General features: G+C 59.0%; 23 protein-coding genes. 15 read left to right on the top strand and 8 right to left on the bottom strand.

The genetic code is table 11. The features are described 5' to 3' along the window. Positions 1–27 precede the first annotated feature (27 nt). Genes ACESMW_RS01660 through ACESMW_RS01645 form a run of 4 tightly spaced genes read right to left on the bottom strand, consistent with a single transcriptional unit; the run spans position 28 to position 3,304 of the window. Complete coding sequence (locus ACESMW_RS01660) at positions 28–477, bottom strand: SixA phosphatase family protein (protein WP_092005980.1); 450 nt, start codon at positions 475–477, stop codon at positions 28–30. 21 nt (positions 478–498) lie between these two features. After that, the gene (locus ACESMW_RS01655; protein WP_372985350.1) at positions 499–1,566 is read right to left on the bottom strand and encodes an NAD(P)H-dependent glycerol-3-phosphate dehydrogenase; all 1,068 of its coding nucleotides are present in this window, start codon (positions 1,564–1,566) and stop codon (positions 499–501) included. Positions 1,567–1,589: 23 nt separating this feature from the next. Beyond that, a complete protein-coding gene (locus tag ACESMW_RS01650) occupies positions 1,590–2,081 on the bottom strand; it encodes an STAS domain-containing protein (protein ID WP_372985349.1) in 492 nt (163 codons plus the stop codon). Between the two features lie 14 nt (positions 2,082–2,095). Beyond that, entirely contained in the window at positions 2,096–3,304 is a 1,209-nt protein-coding gene (locus tag ACESMW_RS01645) for a PP2C family protein-serine/threonine phosphatase (protein ID WP_372985348.1), read from the bottom strand. Between the two features lie 114 nt (positions 3,305–3,418). Here ACESMW_RS01645 and ACESMW_RS01640 point away from each other — a divergent pair, with 114 nt between their 5' ends. After that, positions 3,419–4,903, top strand: coding sequence for a phosphohydrolase (locus ACESMW_RS01640; protein WP_372985347.1), 1,485 nt, complete (start codon positions 3,419–3,421; stop codon positions 4,901–4,903). Between the two features lie 5 nt (positions 4,904–4,908). On the opposite strand, the gene ACESMW_RS01635 is transcribed toward ACESMW_RS01640, so the two are convergent. Further along, positions 4,909–5,922 (bottom strand): NAD(P)/FAD-dependent oxidoreductase, encoded by a 1,014-nt coding sequence (locus tag ACESMW_RS01635; RefSeq protein WP_372985346.1) that lies wholly within the window; start codon positions 5,920–5,922, stop codon positions 4,909–4,911. 106 nt (positions 5,923–6,028) lie between these two features. On the opposite strand from ACESMW_RS01635, the gene ACESMW_RS01630 reads away from it, so the two are divergent. From ACESMW_RS01630 to ACESMW_RS01585, 10 genes are all read left to right on the top strand, one after another. Beyond that, complete coding sequence (locus ACESMW_RS01630; RefSeq protein ID WP_372985345.1) at positions 6,029–6,985, top strand: acyl-CoA desaturase; 957 nt, start codon at positions 6,029–6,031, stop codon at positions 6,983–6,985. Next, complete coding sequence (locus tag ACESMW_RS01625; protein ID WP_372985344.1) at positions 6,982–7,449, top strand: nuclear transport factor 2 family protein; 468 nt, start codon at positions 6,982–6,984, stop codon at positions 7,447–7,449. The genes ACESMW_RS01630 and ACESMW_RS01625 overlap by 4 nt, the downstream gene beginning before the upstream one ends. Next, positions 7,446–8,246 (top strand): SDR family NAD(P)-dependent oxidoreductase, encoded by an 801-nt coding sequence (locus ACESMW_RS01620; protein ID WP_372985343.1) that lies wholly within the window; start codon positions 7,446–7,448, stop codon positions 8,244–8,246. Before ACESMW_RS01625 ends, ACESMW_RS01620 begins: the two co-directional genes overlap by 4 nt. Next, entirely contained in the window at positions 8,243–9,508 is a 1,266-nt protein-coding gene (locus ACESMW_RS01615; protein ID WP_372985342.1) for an NAD(P)/FAD-dependent oxidoreductase, read from the top strand. The genes ACESMW_RS01620 and ACESMW_RS01615 overlap by 4 nt, the downstream gene beginning before the upstream one ends. A gap of 2 nt (positions 9,509–9,510) precedes the next feature. Next, entirely contained in the window at positions 9,511–10,395 is an 885-nt protein-coding gene (locus tag ACESMW_RS01610) for a DUF1365 domain-containing protein (protein ID WP_372985341.1), read from the top strand. Then, a complete protein-coding gene (locus tag ACESMW_RS01605) occupies positions 10,383–11,660 on the top strand; it encodes a class I SAM-dependent methyltransferase (RefSeq protein ID WP_372985340.1) in 1,278 nt (425 codons plus the stop codon). The genes ACESMW_RS01610 and ACESMW_RS01605 overlap by 13 nt, the downstream gene beginning before the upstream one ends. Then, positions 11,657–12,178 (top strand): DUF2878 domain-containing protein, encoded by a 522-nt coding sequence (locus ACESMW_RS01600; RefSeq protein ID WP_372985339.1) that lies wholly within the window; start codon positions 11,657–11,659, stop codon positions 12,176–12,178. Before ACESMW_RS01605 ends, ACESMW_RS01600 begins: the two co-directional genes overlap by 4 nt. Further along, positions 12,175–12,918, top strand: coding sequence for a hypothetical protein (locus ACESMW_RS01595; RefSeq protein WP_372985338.1), 744 nt, complete (start codon positions 12,175–12,177; stop codon positions 12,916–12,918). The genes ACESMW_RS01600 and ACESMW_RS01595 overlap by 4 nt, the downstream gene beginning before the upstream one ends. Before the next feature lie 81 nt (positions 12,919–12,999). After that, complete coding sequence (gene xthA, locus ACESMW_RS01590; RefSeq protein ID WP_372985337.1) at positions 13,000–13,812, top strand: exodeoxyribonuclease III; 813 nt, start codon at positions 13,000–13,002, stop codon at positions 13,810–13,812. 18 nt (positions 13,813–13,830) lie between these two features. Then, positions 13,831–14,460, top strand: coding sequence for a TetR/AcrR family transcriptional regulator (locus tag ACESMW_RS01585; RefSeq protein WP_372985336.1), 630 nt, complete (start codon positions 13,831–13,833; stop codon positions 14,458–14,460). A 1-nt stretch (position 14,461) separates the two neighbouring features. Here ACESMW_RS01585 and ACESMW_RS01580 read toward each other — a convergent pair whose 3' ends face one another. Continuing rightward, complete coding sequence (locus ACESMW_RS01580; protein ID WP_372985335.1) at positions 14,462–14,878, bottom strand: phasin family protein; 417 nt, start codon at positions 14,876–14,878, stop codon at positions 14,462–14,464. A gap of 346 nt (positions 14,879–15,224) precedes the next feature. Here ACESMW_RS01580 and ACESMW_RS01575 point away from each other — a divergent pair, with 346 nt between their 5' ends. From ACESMW_RS01575 to hemH, 4 genes are read left to right on the top strand one after another with little or no spacing between them, the layout of a single operon-like run. Further along, complete coding sequence (locus ACESMW_RS01575) at positions 15,225–15,662, top strand: YeeE/YedE family protein (RefSeq protein ID WP_372985334.1); 438 nt, start codon at positions 15,225–15,227, stop codon at positions 15,660–15,662. Positions 15,663–15,668: 6 nt separating this feature from the next. Further along, entirely contained in the window at positions 15,669–16,094 is a 426-nt protein-coding gene (locus ACESMW_RS01570; RefSeq protein ID WP_372985333.1) for a DUF6691 family protein, read from the top strand. Positions 16,095–16,139: 45 nt separating this feature from the next. After that, complete coding sequence (locus tag ACESMW_RS01565) at positions 16,140–16,571, top strand: TIGR01244 family sulfur transferase (protein WP_372985332.1); 432 nt, start codon at positions 16,140–16,142, stop codon at positions 16,569–16,571. A gap of 36 nt (positions 16,572–16,607) precedes the next feature. After that, positions 16,608–17,717 (top strand): ferrochelatase, encoded by a 1,110-nt coding sequence (gene hemH, locus ACESMW_RS01560; RefSeq protein WP_372985331.1) that lies wholly within the window; start codon positions 16,608–16,610, stop codon positions 17,715–17,717. Positions 17,718–17,741: 24 nt separating this feature from the next. Here hemH and ACESMW_RS01555 read toward each other — a convergent pair whose 3' ends face one another. Next, positions 17,742–17,972 (bottom strand): hypothetical protein, encoded by a 231-nt coding sequence (locus ACESMW_RS01555; protein ID WP_372985330.1) that lies wholly within the window; start codon positions 17,970–17,972, stop codon positions 17,742–17,744. Positions 17,973–18,050: 78 nt separating this feature from the next. Next, positions 18,051–19,055, bottom strand: a complete 1,005-nt coding sequence (gene bhcD, locus ACESMW_RS01550; RefSeq protein ID WP_372985329.1) for an iminosuccinate reductase BhcD — start codon at positions 19,053–19,055, stop codon at positions 18,051–18,053. Between the last annotated feature and the right edge of the window lie 2 nt (positions 19,056–19,057).

Genomic DNA, 19,057 nt, shown 5'->3' with positions numbered 1-19,057 from the left:
GAAATCAGAAAGTGTTTGTGGGTAAGATCAGGGCAAAAACTGGGCTTTCAAGTCCGCGCAACCCGGACCGACCACGGGCATGTCCAGGCACACGGCCTGGGCCGTCATGAAGGGAATGCCACGGCGGTGGCCATCCACCAGCAGTGTGGACAGACTGCCGACAAACGGCATGTGGGAGACAATCAGCAACCGGGATTCACGGACTTCCAGCAGGGCATCCAGGCAGGCGCCGGGATCGTCATCCGGGGTGATGAAGTCCTTCTCGTCAATGCGGCAGTTCAGGATCTCGGACATGATGCCCGCGGTCTGACGGGCCCGGACATAGGGGCTGCTCCAGATCAAGGACGGCCGCCAGGGGGATTCCGCAATCCGGTGAGCGACCGCGCCGACCCCTTCCCGACCGGCTTCAGTCAGTTCCCGTTCCTGGTCCAGAGTGTGCCAACCGGCCTCGCCGTGGCGCATGATGATCAGTTGCACGGGAACCTCCAATCCTTACGGTTACTGGCTGATGGTACGGGGCAGGATGAACTCCACGTCGGAGTTCTGGACTGCCATCATCAGACTGTTGATCACCGCCTTGATCGAGGCTGTACCATAAAGGATCTCGTAGAGGCCGCGTACCAGCGGCATATAGATGCCGATGGACTCGGACTTCTCCTTGACCAGCTTCAGGGTATAGATACCCTCGGCCACCTGCCCCAGTTCCTTGACGGCTTCATCCAGATTCTGGCCCTTGCCGACCGCGTAACCGACCCGGAAGTTACGGCTCTTGGAGGAAGTACAGGTCACGATCAGGTCACCCACGCCGGCCAGGCCCATGAAAGTCATGGGGTTGGCTCCCAGACTCACGGCAAAACGGCTCATTTCCGCCAGACCGCGGGTGATCAGCATGGCCTTGGCGTTTTCGCCCATATCCAGTGCCGAGGCCAGACCTGCAACAATGGCATAGATGTTCTTCAGTGCCCCGGCGAGCTCTACACCATAAACATCGACGTTGGCGTATACACGAAAGTACTCGCAGCCCAGCAGATCCTGAACGGTGCGGCGTACATCCGGATCCTTGGCGGCAATCACTGTGGCCGTCAAATCCCGGGCCGCAATCTCCGCTGCCAGGTTCGGGCCACTGAGTACTCCGATCTGGCAGCGGGGAATTTCTTCCTGCAGGATCTCGCTCATCAGCTTGAAGCCCTGCTCTTCGATGCCCTTGGTGAGACTGACCACAATCTGACCATCGCGGAAATCGTTACTGTGCTCGCGGATAACCGCCCGGAAGGCCTTGCTGGGAATGGCAACAAAGACTACTTCTGCCTTGCTGACGGCATCAGCAAGATCTGTGGTGGGCTCAATATCGCCCTCGAGTTTGACGCCGGGCATGTAGCGGCTGTTGATGCCCGTTTTCCGGATTTCGTCAGCCTGGCCCTGGTCCCGCATCCAGAAGTGCACCCGGTGACCGTTTTCACCCAGGACTTTGGTCATGGCGGTTCCGAAACTGCCACCTCCCAGTACTGCAACGTCATGTGGCGGGTTCTGGGCCCCTGAATCGCGGGACGCGTTAGTATCAGACATAATCATTCCGTGTTGTTATCGGATCAGCCGTGCTCTTCGCATTCCAGAGCACGCACCAGATTCTTGAACTCTTCCCGGTTCTTCCGATTCATGCCCATCAGTACTTTATGGGCGTCGAGAACCTTGTCGCGAACCTGCTGTTCGCTCGCTTTAAGTACCGGAATCTCTTCCAGTTCCTCAATACGGGAGGCGGGTTCCCGGACAATGATGAAGATCTTGTCGAACCCCATGGAGGTAATGATGCGGGTGATATCAGGATTGGTGGAAATAAGCGTCGGCAGGAAATGACTCTGTTTCTGGGCTGCCATGGCGATCTTGGCGAGCAGACCGAGGGTGGTGCTGTCGATAATCTCGGTCTCGGTCAGATCGATAACCACGGTCTTGAACTGAGGATCCTGGGTAATGGACTCAACCAGATTGTCCAGCGTCGAACAAAGGTTCAGCCGGATTTCACCGATAAACTTGAGGACATAGATGCCCTGTTGCTCAGCTTGCAGGATCTTGTAACCAGTCATGTTTCACACTGCCACTATTTAGGGGACGTGCTGCCTGACCTTTCAATGGTATCAGTTACCGATACGATAGCGATATCGTCCGGAAGTTCTGTCATGCCGTCCAGACTCAGCGCCTCGTTGAGGGATGCGATAGTGTGACTACCTCCCGAGACGAGTTCAAGTAGTGTCTTTTCCTTTTCATCAAGGGATTTGGCCCGGATTACCTCCAGAATGCCATCGGAAAACAGCAGAAGCCTGAATGGTTTGTCGAGGGGCACCTCATAAACTTCCCACTGGGGCTCTTCGAACAGCCCTACCGGCAGCCCGCTGCCCTGCAGGAAGGCGGTACTTCCGCCCTCGAAGGAGAGGATCGGCATCGGGAAGTGTGCCCCGACAGCGTACCGGAGCTTGCGCTCGGATTCGGAGATGATGCCCACAAAAACGGTCACATGCTTGCCCAGCCCCGTGTCCAGCAACTCCGAGTTGATTCGTTCGAGAAAGCGCTCCGGATAAAGGATGTCATCACTGGATTGCCGCCGGAGGTTGCGTTGCAACCGGTTGGTCAGGTTCTTGAGCAGCACAGTCACGAAGGCCGAACTCGCACCGTGGCCGGACACATCGGCGATGTAGACCAGCAACTTGTCTTCCGAAATCCGGAAATAGTCGAGAAAGTCGCCGCTGAGGTACAGGGAGGGCTTGATCAGGTGGTCCACATGCAACCCACCCATCATCTGTTCCCGGTCCGGCAGCATCCGCAGCTGTACCTTGCGCCCTGCCCTCTGGTCGGCCCTGAGCTCGGCAATGCCATCCCGCAGGTCCCGGTTCGCCTCCTCCAGTTCCTGACGATAGAGCTGGTTCAACCGGTTCACCCGGACCCGGTCCAGCAATTTGCCGATCACATCGTCCAGGGCCCCCTTGTCATCGCTGCAGGGCTTGAGCACGACATCGGCAGCACCCGCACGAAGGGCGTTCACCACATCGGCACTGGATTCGGTGCTGGAACAGGCAACAATCGGGGTGAATGTCTCGGATTCCTCCAGCCTGGCCGCAAGATCACGGATGGCTTCGGGGTCCAGATCTGCAAAGATGACATCGGGAGTGTTATCGTCAAAGAGGCTCCTGGCTGCAGCCACGTCGGGAAAACCGGTCACGTAGAATCCGCGCGCCTCAAGATACCGGGAGAGGTCGACACGGGCCTTTTCGTCGGCGTCAATAATCAGAATGCGCTCGGTGCGCGATGCCATGGCTGTTGCCCTAAACTACCATCGATAAACGATAAATTGGCTTGATAAAGCCTATTCTGGCACGACCCTGTGATATAACAAGGCCAGTTTCGCGAATTGGGGAGAATCCTGACCATGAGACGTGCGGTAAACGATTTACTCGGGGCTTATGACAAGCTGATCATGGATCCGGTTCACGGCGGGATCCCTTTATACCGGCATGAAATCCAGGTGATCGACCATCCCCTCTTCCAGCGACTGCGCAATATCTGCCAGAACGATATCCTGAGCCTGGTGTTTCCCGGTGCTACCCATTCCCGCTTCCTGCACAGTATCGGGGTGATGCATGTGGGGACACGGATGTTCCGCTCGATGATCGACGCCTATCTGCGGGAACGCCAGCTGAGTGAACAGACCGATCTCACCCTGAGCCAGCTGGATGCCATTGACTACCTGGCCAAGACCATCCGTCTCGGATGCCTGCTCCACGACAGCGGGCACTCCAGTTTCTCGCATCAGTTCACCCAGGCCCGTCGCATCCGCGAGCTGATGTCGCGGCCTGACCGGTTCCGCAATCTCTGGACGGGCGTGGATTTCTCGCAGTATCACCCTGAAGAACCGGAAGAGCTCGAGCACGAACACTACTCGGTGCGGGTTGCCCATGAGGTGCTGTCTGCCGTTGATCTTGAGGGTGCGGGGCTGGACCGCAGGGATGTGATCGGCATTATGGAAACCACCAATGTACGGCCCAGCGAGACCTTCCGTCGCCACGCCGAAACTTTCTGGCACTTTATTGCCGGGGACGAGGCCAAATCGGGCACCATGCCGGACGAGAATATTCCCGGTCTGGTCATGGACCTGCTCTCTTCCATTGTGTCCGGGGAGATCGACGCGGATCGCGCCGACTACATGCTTCGGGACGGGTTCCACTCATCAGTGACGATTGGTGGCCTGAACCTGGATCACCTGCTGACCAATTTCCGGTTCGGCTGGGATGTTTCCGAACCCTGGCTGGGCCTTGCCATCACCCACAAAGGACTGGGCGCACTGGAAGACTTTGTCTACAGCCGTCACCAGATGTACCGGAAAGTTTACGCCCACAAGACTGCACTGGGCTTTGACTGGCTGCTCCGGGAGGCCATCAATGAGGTACTGGAGGATCAGGACAACTTCGAGTGGATCGACACCTGCCTGAGCGACATGCGGTATTTCGCCGAGCTGACTGATAGTTTCTTCTGGGAAGCCTTCCGCAAAGTCGCGCGCCAGAACCCCCAGAGTTACTCATTCTGCATCGTGAACCGGGTGAAGCTCGACCATCTGGACACCCGGGAGGATCTCAGTGACAAGGGAATCGGCCGCCACAGCGAGTGGCTGGCCCGGGAATTGGGCCTGAATCCTGCTCACGTGGTCACCTGCTCCATGCGAGCCCGGTTTTCCAACATCCAGGACAACTTCAACGGCATCAAGGTGCTGGTTCGCGATCCCATCAACCGGACCCGGTCACTCCGCAAGATCACGGAGGTGAGCGCGTTCTTCAGCAAGTTCAGCGACGGGACCATCACGCATTTCTACACCCGGCCCAATATCACCCTCGGGCCGGCTGAAGATATGACCGAATAGCGGGCTCAGGACTTCATGGCTTTGACCAGCCCGCTGGCACTGTTGAAGGCGCCCTCAACCCGGCCACCATCCAACCAGTCGCCGGCCAGCCCGATGCCCAGCTGCTCGAGCCACAGGTGGCCCGGGAAATTCTGGCCTCCGGAGCGGGCATAGAGCCAACGATGGGGGACAAGCTCGTCAGGCTGAACATCAGAACCGATTAGCTCCTGGAACGCCTTCACCAGCTCCGCACCAACCTGCTCCGGCGATGCATCCACATGGGCCCTGGTCCACTCGGCATTGCCGTGCAGGACCCACCATTGCCCGGAATCCTCACGGCCCGGCTTGCTGGAATTGTTGGCGACCCAATACAGCACTGGATGCTGGCAGCGGATGCCGTCAAACCCCGGGTCCAGGGGCTCGCTGAAATGCGCCGCCACTGCCCAGCAAGGCGCCACCGCAGATACCGAATGCTCCAGCCGGCCTGCAACTTCCTCCAGAGCACTCGCCTGCATCAGATCCCTGGCCTGGGCGGGCGGTGCGGTAACGACCACCCGGTCGAAGCGGCCCATATTGTTGCCACCGGTATCGACCAGCTCCCACTGACTGTCTTTATGGGCCATTCTTTCGATGCGAGTCTCGGTGACCAATTCAACATGGGCTGAGAGCGCCCGGCTGATGGCCGTCATGCGGGGAGTTCCGACATAGCGCGCTTCCTTCGGGAAAGGCTCGCGGCTTCCGTCCCGGTGCTGGAACACCAGGCGCCCCTGCCAGCTGGTGAAGCTGCCATCCCCCGCGTACCTGGTCAGAAAGTCCAGAAACGCCGGATTCCTGGCGGTGAAGTACTGGGCACCAATATCCGCGGAGCCTCCGGCAACCCGCTTTGCAGCCAGGCGACCACCGGGGCCGCGGCTTTTCTCGAACACGGTCACTGAGTGGCCCTGTTCCCTGAGCAAAATTGCCGCAGTCAGCCCTGCAATCCCTGAACCGATGACGGCAATACGGCGTATAAGGTGTCTGTCGGGTGCTTCATTAAACATCGTGTTTGGTGCATCCAATTTGAGTAACGATTACGTAAAACCCCTCGAGCGTTGAGCGATGCTTCGCCGACTTGGTTTCACACTGAAGTAGAAGGGCAATCAGGGTATGACCCGAGTGCAACACTGGTTTATAAACATTCTGAGGTGGTTCGACTCTGACGCGGTTTCGGATCACATCGACACGAGCTCCCGCTCCTTCAATTTCATCCGGGTAGTGCCATTCATTTTGCTGCATCTGGTATGCCTGCTGGCATTCTACACCGGGGCGAGTGCGTTCGCCGTCGGCTTTGCCGTGGCCTTTTTCCTGATCCGCATGTTCGCCATCACGGGGTTCTATCACCGGTACTTCGCCCACAAGACCTTCAAGACCAGCCGACCGGCGCAGTTCATCTTCGGATTGCTGGGCGCCAGTGCCGCCCAGCGTGGCCCGCTCTGGTGGGCGGCCCACCACCGCCATCATCACCAGCACTCCGACCGTGAGGAGGATCTCCATTCCCCTCATCATGGCGGCTTCTGGTGGTCACACGTGGGCTGGTTCACCTGCGATGCCGGCTTTGCCATGGACGAACGGCGCGTGCGGGACTGGATGAAGTACCCGGAGTTGCGCTTCATCAACCGTTTCGACTCACTGGTACCAGCTGCGGCCGCGGTGGGTATCTATGGTCTCGGTGAGGCTCTGGCGACCTTTGCGCCTTCCCTGGGCACCAATGGTCTGCAGCTGCTGGTGTGGGGCTTCTTTATTTCCACGGTGATGCTGTTCCACGCCACCGTCTCGATCAACTCCCTGTCCCACGTCTGGGGCAAGCGCCGCTTCGACACCAATGACGACAGCCGCAACAATTTCTGGCTGGCCCTGATCACCCTGGGGGAAGGCTGGCACAACAATCACCACCGCTGGCCCCAGTCGGTCCGCCAGGGCTTCCGCTGGTACGAAATCGACATTACCTGGTACGGGCTGTGGGTGCTGTCCCGTCTGGGCATCATCTGGGATCTGAACCCCATTCCGAAGCACATTCAGGAGGAAACCCGCAAGCTCGATGCGATGAGGAGGAAGCAGTCATGAGCACAGCCTCAGCAATTGAAGTAGGTAAAAAGAATTCGGCCGTTCCGGCGACGATCGAACACTTCAAGGCACTGTTCAACGAGCTGGACAAGGGAAACCTGAACAAACTCCAGGGGGTCTATAGCGAGGACATCCGGTTCCAGGATCCTTTCGGTCAGGTTACCGGACTTGATGAGCTGACCCACTACTTCGCGGGTGCCTACAAAAACGTGATTTCGTGCAGGTTCGAATTCGAACCTGCCGTCGCCAACGGCGGCTCGGTTGCCCTGCCCTGGGTCATGAAACTCCGCCACAAGCGGATTCGTGGCGGTCGCGAAATCTCGGTGGATGGCATCAGCCACCTGGAGATCGAGGACGGCCGGGTAAGCTTTCACCGGGACTATTTTGATGCCGGCCAACTGCTATACGAGAACCTGCCGGCTCTGGGGCGGATCGTTCGCTGGATAAAAGGACAGGCGGGATGAGTACACGATTGCAGGGACCGTCCAATATCTGGATCACCGGCGCCAGTTCCGGAATCGGCGAAGCGCTGACCCGATCCCTGGCCCGAGGCGGGCACCACCTCGTAGTCACAGGACGCCGCGCAGAGGCACTGGAAAAGCTGCGCGAACTGGCGCCCGAGCGGGTCACGCCGGCGGTGGCTGACACCACCAGCAAGGAGGAGCTTGCCGCGATCGCCGCTGAACTGGATTCGGACAAACCTCTGGATATGGCGATCCTCAACGCCGGGACCTGCGAGTATCTGGAGATCGACCAATACAGCAGTGACGTGATCGAAGCGAACATCGTCACCAATGTGCTCGGTACTGCCCGTTCGCTGGACATCGCCCTGCCCGCGCTGCGTCGCACCCGGGCGATGGGGCGGCCGGCCACACTGGTGATTGTCAGTTCCTCGGCCTGGTGGTTTCCCTTCGGCCGGGCAGAAGGTTACGGTGCCTCCAAGGCGGCACTCAGTTATTTTGCCCACTCGCTGCGGGCCGACCTGGCCGCCGAGGGCATCGATGTTGTGGTGGTGTCACCCGGCTTTGTGAAAACACCGCTCACCGATCGCAACGACTTCCCCATGCCTTTCCGGATTTCCGCTGAAGACGCGGCCGAGCGTATCGTCAGCGGTCTGGCAAAGGGCCAAACAGAGATTGCCTTTCCCAAACGGTTCACCTGGATGCTGAAGATCCTGGGCTCGCTGCCCGGGGCACTGGTTGACCGTATGGCCGCCAACATGGCGCGCAAGAGTTCTGATCAACAGGAAAAAACCGAATGACCAACGAACGTCAGCGTATTGCTGTCATTGGGGCCGGCGTCTCTGGCCTCACCGCGGCCTGGAAGCTTGCGGAGAAACACGATGTTCAGCTGTTTGAAGCCGGTGATTATGCCGGTGGCCACACCAACACCGAGCAGGTGGAATCCGGCGGCCGCACCTGGCCGGTCAATACCGGCTTCATCGTCTACAACGACTGGACCTACCCGAACTTCATCAAACTGATGGACCGCCTGGGTGTGGCCTCAAAAGTCAGCGACATGAGTTTCAGCGTGGATTGCCCGTCCACCGGGCTGCAGTACAACGGCACCAGCCTCAACACCCTGTTCGCCCAGCGCAAGAACCTGCTGAACCTGCCGTTCCTGCGCATGATCCGGGAGATCCTGAGGTTCAACCGGGAGACTCGCCAGGATCTTTCTGAAGGCAACATCAGCGACGCTGAAACCCTTGGGGAATATCTGAACCGCAATGGCTACTCGCGCTATTTCCGCAACTACTACATCGTGCCCATGGGCGCGGCGATCTGGTCGGCGCCGGAAATTGTCCTGGAACAGTTCCCGATCCGGTTCTTCCTGCAGTTCTTCAACAACCACGGCATGCTGTCCGTGGATGACCGGCCGACCTGGCGTGTGATCAGCGGCGGCTCAGCCGAGTATGTGAAGAAAATGATGGAGCGGATCGGCGACCGCACCCACCTGAACAGCCCGGTCAGTGCCGTGCGCCGGCATGAGAACGGCGTAACCGTCGAGGTGAACGGTCAGAGCCACGAATTCGACCAGGTCATCCTGGCCTGCCACAGCGACCAGGCGCTGGCCATGCTCGCCGATCCGACCGATCAGGAGCGTGATGTCCTGGGCGCCATCGCCTATCAGAACAACGACGTGGTGCTGCATACCGACAGCCGCCTCCTCCCCTCCAACCGTCGGGCCTGGGCGGCGTGGAACTATTTCATGCCGCAACACAGCACCCAGCCGGTGTCGGTCACCTATAACATGAACATCCTGCAGAACTTCCACGACGCCCGGGAAACTTTCTGCGTGACCCTCAACCGCAGCCAGGACATCCATCCGGACAAGGTCATCAAACGCTTTGAATACGCCCATCCGGTTTTCACCCTGGAGGCGGTCGCCGCACAGCAGCGCTACGAAGAGATCGGCAACCGTAACCGCACCCATTTCTGCGGTGCCTACTGGTTCAACGGTTTCCACGAGGACGGCGTGCGCAGTGCGGTTCGGGTACTGAGTGATTTCGGGATGGAGATCTGAGCATGGGCAGCCAGTGGCTTGAGGGATCTGTCCGGCATCGCAGAATGCAGCCGATCAGCCATGGGTTCGAGTATGGCACCGGGATGTTGGCGCTTGATGTGGACGAATGGGACCGGATTGCCGGCATCAGCCGATTCTTTTCCCTGGAACGCTTCAACTGGATGTCCCTGCGCCGTGACGATTATTTCCGGCCGGAAGTCCGCAACCTGTCCGCCGCCATTCGCGATTATGTGAAGGATGCGACCGGCTGGTACCCGGACGGGACGGTGGAACTTATCACCCATCCCCGCTACTTCGGCTACGTGTTCAATCCGGTCAGCTTCTACTTTTGCCACGAGCATGGGGAGGATCCCGCCGAGGGCGCGGTGCCCCGCGTAATCGTGGCGCAGATCACCAACACGCCCTGGCACGAACGCCATGTCTACTGCCTGGAGACCACCGGAGCGAACGCCAACAGCGCGGGCTGGCGAACCGAGCGTTTCGGTTTCTCCAAGCGCTTCCATGTGTCGCCGTTCAATGGCATGGAACAGGAATACCAGTGGACCTTCAGTTTCCGCGGTCCGGAAATGCGGATCCACATGAACGTACTCCAGGAACAGCACAAGCATTTTGACGCCACCCTGGTGGTCCAGCGCACCCCTCTCACTCGTAAAGAATTGCACAGGAGCCTGCGCCGTTTTCCGGTCGAGGCGATCAAGGTGGTCGCAGGCATTTACTGGAACGCCCTGCGCCTGAAACTCAAGGGCGCCCCGTTCTATACCCATCCGGACAAACTGTCCGGGAACGATCCGGCCTATCGCCGGGGAACCCAAGATGCCGGGCTGGATGTGACCACCGGCAATGACGTAAACACCACTGGTGGAAGGGTAAGCTCATGGAGAACCTGAATACATCCGTCGATACACGCGAACATGCCGACTCCGGCCGTCTGCCATTGATGAGTCGCATCGCCCGGCAACTGGTGCTTCAGCAACTCAAGGTCCTCCAGCACGGCGTGTTGACTATCAAGGAGGCGGGTGCCGAAACCCTCGTCTTTGGCGATGGCGATACCCGTTACGCCCCGGCCGAACTGGTCATCCATGACCACAGTACGTGGCGGGATCTGCTGACTGGCGGCGGTGTTGGCGCTGCAGAAGCCTATGTGGCCGGTGACTGGTCCACCCCGGATCTGGTGTCGCTGCTGCGCTTCTTCACCCGCAATGTCGACCGGATGAACGAATTCGAGGACCGGTTCAGTTGGGTCACCAAGCCGGCCCTCAAGGGACTGCATTGGCTCAACCGCAACACCAAAGAAGGTTCCCGGAAGAACATCAGCGCCCACTATGATCTGGGCAACGACCTGTTCGAGACCTTCCTGGACCCGACCATGATGTACTCCTCGGCCATCTATCCCCGCGAGGATGCCACCCTGGAAGAAGCGGCGGTCCACAAGCTGGATACCATCTGCCGGAAACTGGATCTCGGGCCGGATGACCGGGTAATCGAGATCGGCACCGGTTGGGGTGGTTTTGCCATCCATGCCGCCAGGCATTACGGCTGCCACGTCACCACCACGACCATTTCCCGGGAACAGTTGGAACTGGCCCAGGCCCGGGTCAAGGCCGAGGGATTGGAAGACCGTATTACCCTGCTGTTCGACGACTACCGGGACCTCGAGGGCCAGTTCGACAAGCTGGTCTCCATTGAAATGATCGAGGCGGTCGGACCGCAATTCCTGGACAGTTATTTCCAGCAGATCAATGCCCTGCTCAAACCCGATGGCCTGGCCCTGGTGCAGGCCATCAACATGCCCGAGCAACGCTACACGCGTGCCCTCAAGAACGTGGATTTCATCCAGCGTTACATCTTCCCGGGCAGCTTCATTCCCTCATTCGGTGCCATCCTGGAATCGGTGCGCAACGGCTCGAACCTGGTACTGACCCATTCGGAAGATATCGGCTTCCATTACGCCCGCACCCTGCGTGACTGGTGCGAACGGTTCATGGCGAACAGGGACAATCTGGAGCAAATGGGCTACGACCAGGCGTTCCGCCGCTTTTGGCAGTTCTACTTCGCCTACTGTGAGGCCGGATTCAGCGAGCGGGCCATCGGCGTGTCCCAGCTGGTGTTTGCCAAGCCTGGCAACAAGCGTGCGAACATCCTGAGCGTATGATTGCCTCGGAAACCTCTCGCAAGGTTCTGAACTTCGCCCTGTTCCAGGCGGGCTGGCTTCTTTGTGTGCTTTATCCAAACCGGCTGGCGGTCCTGATCATAGGCCTGTTCCTGATTCTGCACTTCGTACTGGTCAGCCAGAGGCGGTTCAGCGAACTGCAGTTTATCGGCTTCGGCACCGTGGCTGGCGCGGCCCTGGACACGCTCTGGTTCCAAACCGGCGTGCTTCACTCGGAGACCGCTGAGCTGCTGGTCGTGCCCCCGTGGCTCGTGGCCATCTGGGCCATTTTCATGACCACCCTGTGCCATTCCCTGGACTGGATCAGCCGGAACCGCTGGCTGCCCTTTGTACTGGCGCCCATTGCCGGCCCCTTTGCCTACTGGTCGGCCAGCAAACTCGGCGCCGTTTCCCTACCCGATCAGACCCTGTCACTGCTGGCGCTGGCGGCGGGCTGGCTGGTGGTGTTCCCGCTGCTGCTGTTCGTTCGCAGGTACCTTTATCCGGAGCTTGCACGATGAAGATGATGCGTAAGTCGGCCCTGGCACTGTTGCTGCTGGCGGCCACCGGAACCTGTTACGGGAAAACCTTCGAGTTCTCTGGTGAGGCCCGGGGCACCAATGGAAAAGTGCTGTACACCGAGTACCATCGAGTTGAAGGCGAGTGCACCCAAGGCAAGTTTCGGCCCCTGGACCATCGAGTGGATTACCGGCAGCCGGAGCAGGACGACCGCTTTGCGGACAAAGTCCTCCGGTATCAGCGCTCTCCCCTCCAGCCGGAGGTGGATTTCAACCAGCCCCGCTTTGATGAAGCGCTCCGGATCAGCTACCCCGGAGAAGACATCATTGAAGTCGACTGGCAGACGCCCGCAGGTGAAACCCGGGCCTTTAATGTCCCCCTTGCGGGCCGCGCCGTGGTTGATGCCGGTTTTGACAACCTCGTTCGCCAGAACTGGTCCGCCCTGCAATCAGGCCGCTCGGTTGAGTTTCGGTTCCTGGGCCCGACCCGGGGCGAACTCTACGGGTTTATGCTTGAGCCGAACGACCATCCCGACATGGAAGCGCATCTGGAAGTCGCCATCCGCCCAACCAGCATGCTCCTGCGGTTCCTGGTGGATCCCATTCAGCTCGGTTATAACGACCGGGGCGCGCTGACCGATTACCTGGGCCTAACCAATATCCGCAAAAATCCGGACGCCAATTACCTGGCCCACATCCGTTACCAGGTAGCCAATTACCCGGAATGTGAACTGACTCCCTGATCCTGTCTGTGCTGCCAAGGCAGCAACCCGGTACCAGTATGTTAAACTCCGCCGGAACCAACGCCGGAGACCTATGCAGCCATGATGTTTGTATCCTTCAACGTCAACAGTATTCGCACCCGCCTGCACCAGCTGGAAGCCGTCATCAAAGACCTGAACCCGGATGTGATCGGGCTGCAGGAAACCAAAGTGCAGGATGAGAATTTTCCGGTGGAGGAGATCCATCAACTGGGGTACCGGGTTCATTTCCACGGGCAGAAGACCCATTACGGCGTTGCTCTGCTGTCGAAGGTAGAGCCCGAGAAGGTGCTCAAGGGTTATCCCTGGGACGGCGAAGACTCCCAGCGCCGACTGATCACCGGCCAGTTCACCATCAATGGTGAAAAGCTGACGGTCATCAACGGCTATTTCCCCCAGGGCGAGAACCGCGACCATCCGGTGAAATTTCCGGCCAAGCAGAAGTTCTACGCCGACCTGATGCGGTACCTGGACGAGCTGAAAAAGGAAGGCGGCCACGTCGTGGTGATGGGCGACATGAATATCTCACCCACCGACAGGGACATCGGAATCGGAGCCGATAACGCCAAGCGCTGGCTGCGCACCGGCAAGACCAGCTTCCTGCCCGAGGAGCGGGAATGGCTGAGCCAGGTGGAACAGCGCGGCTATACCGACGTGTTCCGGCACCTGCATCCGGAGGAAGACAACACCTTCAGCTGGTTTGATTACCGCAGCCGGGGCTTCGAACGGGATCCCAGACGTGGACTGCGCATTGACCTGATCATGGCCAGCGACAGCTTGCTGCCGAAGGCCCGTGAAGCGGGCGTTTCCTACGACATTCGCGCCATGGAACGGCCTTCGGACCACTGTCCGGTCTGGGCCAGTTTCGATCTCTGAGGCGCGGCCGGGCGCGACATGAAAAAAATCAAAACCCGCGACCGCATCCTCGATACCAGCCTTGCGCTGTTCAATTGTGTCGGGGAGCCGAACGTGACCACCCTGCTGATCTCCGACGAACTGGAGATCAGCCCGGGTAACCTCTATTACCATTTCAAGAGCAAGGGCGACATCGTCGGGGAGCTGTTCGACCGCTTCGAAGAGGAAATGCTGGATCTGCTGGCGGTACCGGAGGACGCTGACATCAGCCTGGACCAGAACGGCTTTTTCCTGCATCTGATGTTCGAGACCGTGGCCCGCTACCGTTTTCTCTATCAGGACCTGGTCAATGTTTTGTCGCGATACGATCAGCTGCAATCAAGGTTCAAGCGACTGCTGAAAAAGAAAACCGCTGCGTTCGAGATAATCTGTGAAAGTTTCCGGCGCCAGGGGATGATGGCAATTAACTCAGAAGAACTTCAGTCCTTATGTGAACAGTTAACGCTAACATCCTGTTACTGGAGTAGTTTTGACACGCTGTCCCACCTTTCTGACCGGGAGGCCGTGGACCCCGGCCGGGGGGTTTACCAGATGATGCACCTGGTCCTGCCCTACCTCGCTCCCGAGGAGCAGGACGAAGTCCGGCTGATGAGCCGGGACTACCTCTGACCTACTCCTCTTCGTCACTCCCGGACCGATTGCGAAGCCGGTTCAGCTCCGTTTCCAGGATCTCGATCCGGCGCTCCAGTGCCTCGATGTCTTCACGACGGTGAATGCCAAGGCGACGCAAGGCGCCGGATACGCGCTCATCAAACATGTTCTCGAGCCTGTCCCAGGTCCCGGTCGCCCGCTCACGGACGCCCTCAACCCGGTCCTCTACCGATTTAATCTGCTTGCCAACCACGCCGCGGGTCTTGCTCTCCAGCTGCTCGCCTTCCTGCACCAGACGCTCGAAAAACCGGCCGGTGTCCTCCTCAGCCTTGGTGTACGCACCCAGCCCCGCCAGCCAGATCTGCCGTGCAGAACCCTTGATCCTGGCGGCCAGCTGCGCATCGGTTTCCGGCTTTGTGGATTTTTCGTCTGACATTTATCAACCTCGGGGTGGAAATTTCGCTTCAGGACCCTATTGTATTACACCCCCGGCGGGATTGCAGTGGCGCTGAAACCCGCACAGGGAAAGGCCGCAGTATAAACACGCATTCGATATGAAAAAATGTTTTCAAACGAAACGGGCTCTCGCTTGAAGTGTTCAAAATATGGTCAATACTTCAGCATACCGGTATCCCTGCTGATGCCGGTTTGTCTGGAAGTCTTTCATGGATACTACTCGCACGCCTCTGCCCGGCATCCCTTGCCGGGCTTTTTTCGTGGTATTATTGCCCGCCTTTATAAGCTTATTCCTGTAATCAAAAAATGTCTTTTCGGAGTAGTCAATGATTGAGATTGCGTGGAGTAATTTCACTCCCTGGTCGGCTCTGGCCGGCGGTATTCTGGTTGGTCTGGCTGCGGCCAGCTTTCTGTTGCTCAACGGCCGTATTGCGGGCATCAGCGGTATCCTCGGCGGCCTGTTAACGCCCCTGAAAGGCGACATTGCGTGGCGCGTGGCCTTCATGCTGGGCCTGGTTGGCGCTCCGGCGGTTTGGCTCCTGGCCGGTGATATGCCCGCCATCGAGATCAACGCCGGCTACCCGGCACTGATCCTTGCCGGCCTGCTGGTAGGCGTCGGAACCCGCTACGGCTCGGGTTGTACCAGCGGTCATGGGGTCTGTGGTCTGTCGCGCCTGTCCCTGCGTTCCCTGGCAGCCACCCTGAGTTTCATGGCCACGGGCTTTATTACCGTGTTCGTTATCCGCCACGTGCTTGGAGTCTGATTGAGTATGAAGTATTCCCTTGCATCCCTGTTTGCTGGCCTGATTTTCGGCTTCGGCCTGATTTTGTCCGGCATGGCCAACCCGGAAAAGGTATTGGGCTTCCTTGATATTGCCGGCCTTTGGGATCCGTCCCTCGCCTTTGTCATGGGTGGCGCCATCATCGTCGGCGTTGTGGCGTTTGCCGTGGCCCGTCGCCGGACTCTGTCATTCCTCGGCTTCAACATTAAGATTCCGTCCCATACCCATATCGACAAACGCCTGGTCATCGGCAGTCTGATGTTCGGTGTCGGCTGGGGGATTGCCGGCATCTGCCCGGGTCCGGGCATCGTTGCCCTGGGCGCTGGCGAGATCAAGGCGGCGGTTTTCGTTGCCTCGATGGTTGCCGGTATGGTGATTTTCGAATTAATTGAGCGGAACCGGGCAAAAGCCTGAGGAATTTCTGGTACTTTAGGCCCACCAAGATCGCGGAGGTTTTCCATGGATATCCGAAAGATTGACGACACCATTTCCGTAGCGCCACAGATCAGCGTGGAAGACGTGGCTGAAGCGGCTCGCCTGGGCTTCAAGACCCTCGTGGCGAACCGCCCGGACCACGAGGAACCCGGCCAGCCATCCATGGCTGACATTGAGGCCGCGGCAAAAGAGCATGGTTTGGAGTGGGTCTATATGCCGGTTGAATCCGGCAACATCACGGATGAGGACGTGGATCGGTTTGCGCCGATGATCCGGGACGCGGCAAAGCCTGTACTGGCTTTCTGCCGTTCCGGCACCCGCTGCACCGTCCTCTGGGCACTGAGCGCCGCCCGATCCAACCCGGCCCAGGAGATTTTCACCAAGGCCCGTAGTGCTGGCTACGACATCAGTGGCCTGGCTCCGAGGATGGCGCAACAGGCACAGAACAAGGGGTAGCTGCACACCCTCAAACCAGACCAGGGACCGACTTGAATGAAATACAAAGGCTCAGAGAGTTTCAGCCACAATCAGCCCGAAAGGCTGGGCGTACTGGTGACCAACCTTGGCACCCCCGACGCTCCCACCACCTCAGCCCTTCGACGCTACCTGGCCGAGTTCCTCTGGGATCCCAGGGTGGTGGAGGTTCCCCGCCCCCTGTGGTGGCTGATTCTGAACGGCATCATCCTGCGCATCCGTCCGAAGCGCAGCGCCGAGGCCTACGCCGGTGTGTGGGAAGCGGAGGGCTCCCCCCTCCTGCTTCACACCGCCAAACAGGCGGAAGGCATCCGCGAGGCGCTAAAGCAGAAGTACGGACCGAACGTTGTGGTCGGATTCGCCATGCGTTATGGCAACCCGTCCATCAGCAAGGTGCTTGATGAAATGCAGGAACAGGGGGTGCGTAAGCTGTTGGTACTGCCACTCTACCCCCAGTACTCGGCTTCGACATCGGCCTCCACGTTCGATGCGGTCGCCAAGGACTTCAGCAAGCGGCGGTGGCTGCCGGACCTGCGCTTTGTTTCGCATTACCCGGATTACCCGCCTTACATCGAAGCCATGGCCCGTCACATTGAGGCGCACTGGGCCAACCATGGCCGCAAGGACAAGTTGATCCTGTCCTACCACGGGGTGCCCCTGAAATATCTCCTGAAAGGCGACCCGTACCACTGCGAGTGCCACAAGACCTCACGTCTGTTGGCTGAGCGCCTGGGGCTCTCACCGGAGGACTACATGACCACCTTCCAGTCCCGCTTCGGGCGCGAGGAATGGCTGAAGCCCTACACGGACGAGACGCTGAAATCGCTTCCGGGCAAGGGCGTCAAATCGATAGATGTGTTCTGCCCGGGCTTCTCCTCCGACTGTCTGGAGACAATCGAGGAAATCAACGAGGAAAACCGCGAGTATTTCATGGAGGCCGGTGGCGAGGGCTTCAGTTACATTTCGGCTCTTAATGCGACACCGGGCCACATCGAGGCGCTGGTAAAACTGATTGAGGACAACCTTGCGGGCTGGCAGATTCCGACCAATGATCCCGAAAGTCTGGCCCAGCGCCAGAAGCGGGCGGACCAGCAGAAAGAAATGACCTACCCCGGCAGATCCCTCTAGGCCAGGGATCCACCGTATCATCGATCAGTCGGATGACTTCTGGCGGTCGGAGTCCGGTTCGACTCCGGCCGTCTTCTCCTTCGCCCCTTCCTGAAGATCCGGAACGGACTGGCAGAAAGTGCATTCCTCGGTATCCACCAGGGCGCCGCCGGTCTCGACATAACGAACCCGGTGGCTGGCTTGGCCACGATTTGCCGACACGGCGAACTTGCGGTCTTTGCGCCCGGAAACGGTGTTGGGTCTGGTATCAGGCATAATTCCTCCTGGTTTGCTACTTATTCCATTATGGGGGCTGCATGAATGCAACCCCAGTAAGCACATACCCTGGGGAGTTTACAGCACAAACCTCTCCACCAATCCCTCTGCGCGCGCCAGCTTCTCTGCCATGGAGGCAACAGCAAGATCCTGCAGACCTACCCCGGTACCGTCAAACAGGGTAATGTCCTGCTCTGATCTGCGCCCCGGATGTTTTCCGTTGATCACATCCCCGATGGCGATGATCCGTTCCGGAGCCAGGATTCCAGTTGCCGCCGCATGCTGGGACTCACCTATGCTGGTGGCCTGGGCTACTTCGTCGGTGAAGATTTCCGCCCGCGAATACAGCATGGGATCAACCTCCTGCTTACCCTTCGTATCTGTCCCCATGCACGCAATGTGGGTACCCGGTTTGACCCATTCAGACATCAACAGCGGTTCGAATGCCGAGGTGATAGTGACGATCACATCGGACCGGGCAGCAAGGTCCGGCAATGAAACTGCCTCGAAAGGGATACCCTGTTCTTCACACACCGCCGCCAGGCGCGCCAGGTTTTCCGGATTCCGATTCCAGCCGACCACCTGATCAAAGTTACGCTGTTCAAGCGCTGCTCTGAGCTGGAACGTGGACTGATGGCCAGCACCAACCATACCCAGAACTCTCGCATCCTTTCGCGCCAGATGAGCAATGGACACCGCCGAAGCAGCCGCTGTCCGGACCGCAGTCAGGTAGTTGCCACCTACCAGCGCCGCCAATCGGCCGGTATCGGGGTCAAACAGAACGACCGTTGACTGATGATTGGTCAGTCCCCGTCGGGTATTTCCAGGCCAGTAGCCACCGGATTTCACGCCCAGGACCATACCCGCCCGATCAAATCCGGACTTGAATCCATAGAGAGCCTCGGCATGCCCGATCGCCTCCCTGACCACCGGAAAATTACGGGCGGACCCGCTCGCCATGGAAGCGAACACCGCCTCGACTGCTTCAAAGGCCTGTTTTCGGCCGATCACCGCCTGACAGGCCTCCTCCGGAACCACAGTTACCTGACAGCCAGCGTTACTCAAATTGCTTGAAGTCTCCATCG

It is taken from the genome of Marinobacter sp. (assembly GCF_041690455.1).
Classification (GTDB): domain Bacteria; phylum Pseudomonadota; class Gammaproteobacteria; order Pseudomonadales; family Oleiphilaceae; genus Marinobacter.
This window is presented reverse-complemented; position numbering and strand designations above follow the sequence as displayed.

Bases quoted from the DNA above. Each gene is read 5' to 3' on its own strand.
- ACESMW_RS01605 (WP_372985340.1), top strand. From the start codon at position 10,383: ATGGAGAACCTGAATACATCCGTCGATACACGCGAACATGCCGACTCC.
- ACESMW_RS01610 (WP_372985341.1), top strand. From the start codon at position 9,511: ATGGGCAGCCAGTGGCTTGAGGGATCTGTCCGGCATCGCAGAATGCAG.
- ACESMW_RS01595 (WP_372985338.1), top strand. From the start codon at position 12,175: ATGAAGATGATGCGTAAGTCGGCCCTGGCACTGTTGCTGCTGGCGGCC.
- ACESMW_RS01580 (WP_372985335.1), bottom strand. From the start codon at position 14,878: ATGTCAGACGAAAAATCCACAAAGCCGGAAACCGATGCGCAGCTGGCC.
- ACESMW_RS01630 (WP_372985345.1), top strand. From the start codon at position 6,029: ATGACCCGAGTGCAACACTGGTTTATAAACATTCTGAGGTGGTTCGAC.
- ACESMW_RS01600 (WP_372985339.1), top strand. From the start codon at position 11,657: ATGATTGCCTCGGAAACCTCTCGCAAGGTTCTGAACTTCGCCCTGTTC.
- ACESMW_RS01575 (WP_372985334.1), top strand. From the start codon at position 15,225: ATGATTGAGATTGCGTGGAGTAATTTCACTCCCTGGTCGGCTCTGGCC.
- ACESMW_RS01585 (WP_372985336.1), top strand. From the start codon at position 13,831: ATGAAAAAAATCAAAACCCGCGACCGCATCCTCGATACCAGCCTTGCG.
- ACESMW_RS01650 (WP_372985349.1), bottom strand. From the start codon at position 2,081: ATGACTGGTTACAAGATCCTGCAAGCTGAGCAACAGGGCATCTATGTC.
- bhcD (WP_372985329.1), bottom strand. From the start codon at position 19,055: ATGGAGACTTCAAGCAATTTGAGTAACGCTGGCTGTCAGGTAACTGTG.
- hemH (WP_372985331.1), top strand. From the start codon at position 16,608: ATGAAATACAAAGGCTCAGAGAGTTTCAGCCACAATCAGCCCGAAAGG.
- ACESMW_RS01635 (WP_372985346.1), bottom strand. From the start codon at position 5,922: ATGTTTAATGAAGCACCCGACAGACACCTTATACGCCGTATTGCCGTC.
- ACESMW_RS01625 (WP_372985344.1), top strand. From the start codon at position 6,982: ATGAGCACAGCCTCAGCAATTGAAGTAGGTAAAAAGAATTCGGCCGTT.
- ACESMW_RS01640 (WP_372985347.1), top strand. From the start codon at position 3,419: ATGAGACGTGCGGTAAACGATTTACTCGGGGCTTATGACAAGCTGATC.
- ACESMW_RS01615 (WP_372985342.1), top strand. From the start codon at position 8,243: ATGACCAACGAACGTCAGCGTATTGCTGTCATTGGGGCCGGCGTCTCT.
- ACESMW_RS01565 (WP_372985332.1), top strand. From the start codon at position 16,140: ATGGATATCCGAAAGATTGACGACACCATTTCCGTAGCGCCACAGATC.
- xthA (WP_372985337.1), top strand. From the start codon at position 13,000: ATGATGTTTGTATCCTTCAACGTCAACAGTATTCGCACCCGCCTGCAC.
- ACESMW_RS01620 (WP_372985343.1), top strand. From the start codon at position 7,446: ATGAGTACACGATTGCAGGGACCGTCCAATATCTGGATCACCGGCGCC.
- ACESMW_RS01570 (WP_372985333.1), top strand. From the start codon at position 15,669: ATGAAGTATTCCCTTGCATCCCTGTTTGCTGGCCTGATTTTCGGCTTC.
- ACESMW_RS01555 (WP_372985330.1), bottom strand. From the start codon at position 17,972: ATGCCTGATACCAGACCCAACACCGTTTCCGGGCGCAAAGACCGCAAG.
- ACESMW_RS01645 (WP_372985348.1), bottom strand. From the start codon at position 3,304: ATGGCATCGCGCACCGAGCGCATTCTGATTATTGACGCCGACGAAAAG.
- ACESMW_RS01655 (WP_372985350.1), bottom strand. From the start codon at position 1,566: ATGTCTGATACTAACGCGTCCCGCGATTCAGGGGCCCAGAACCCGCCA.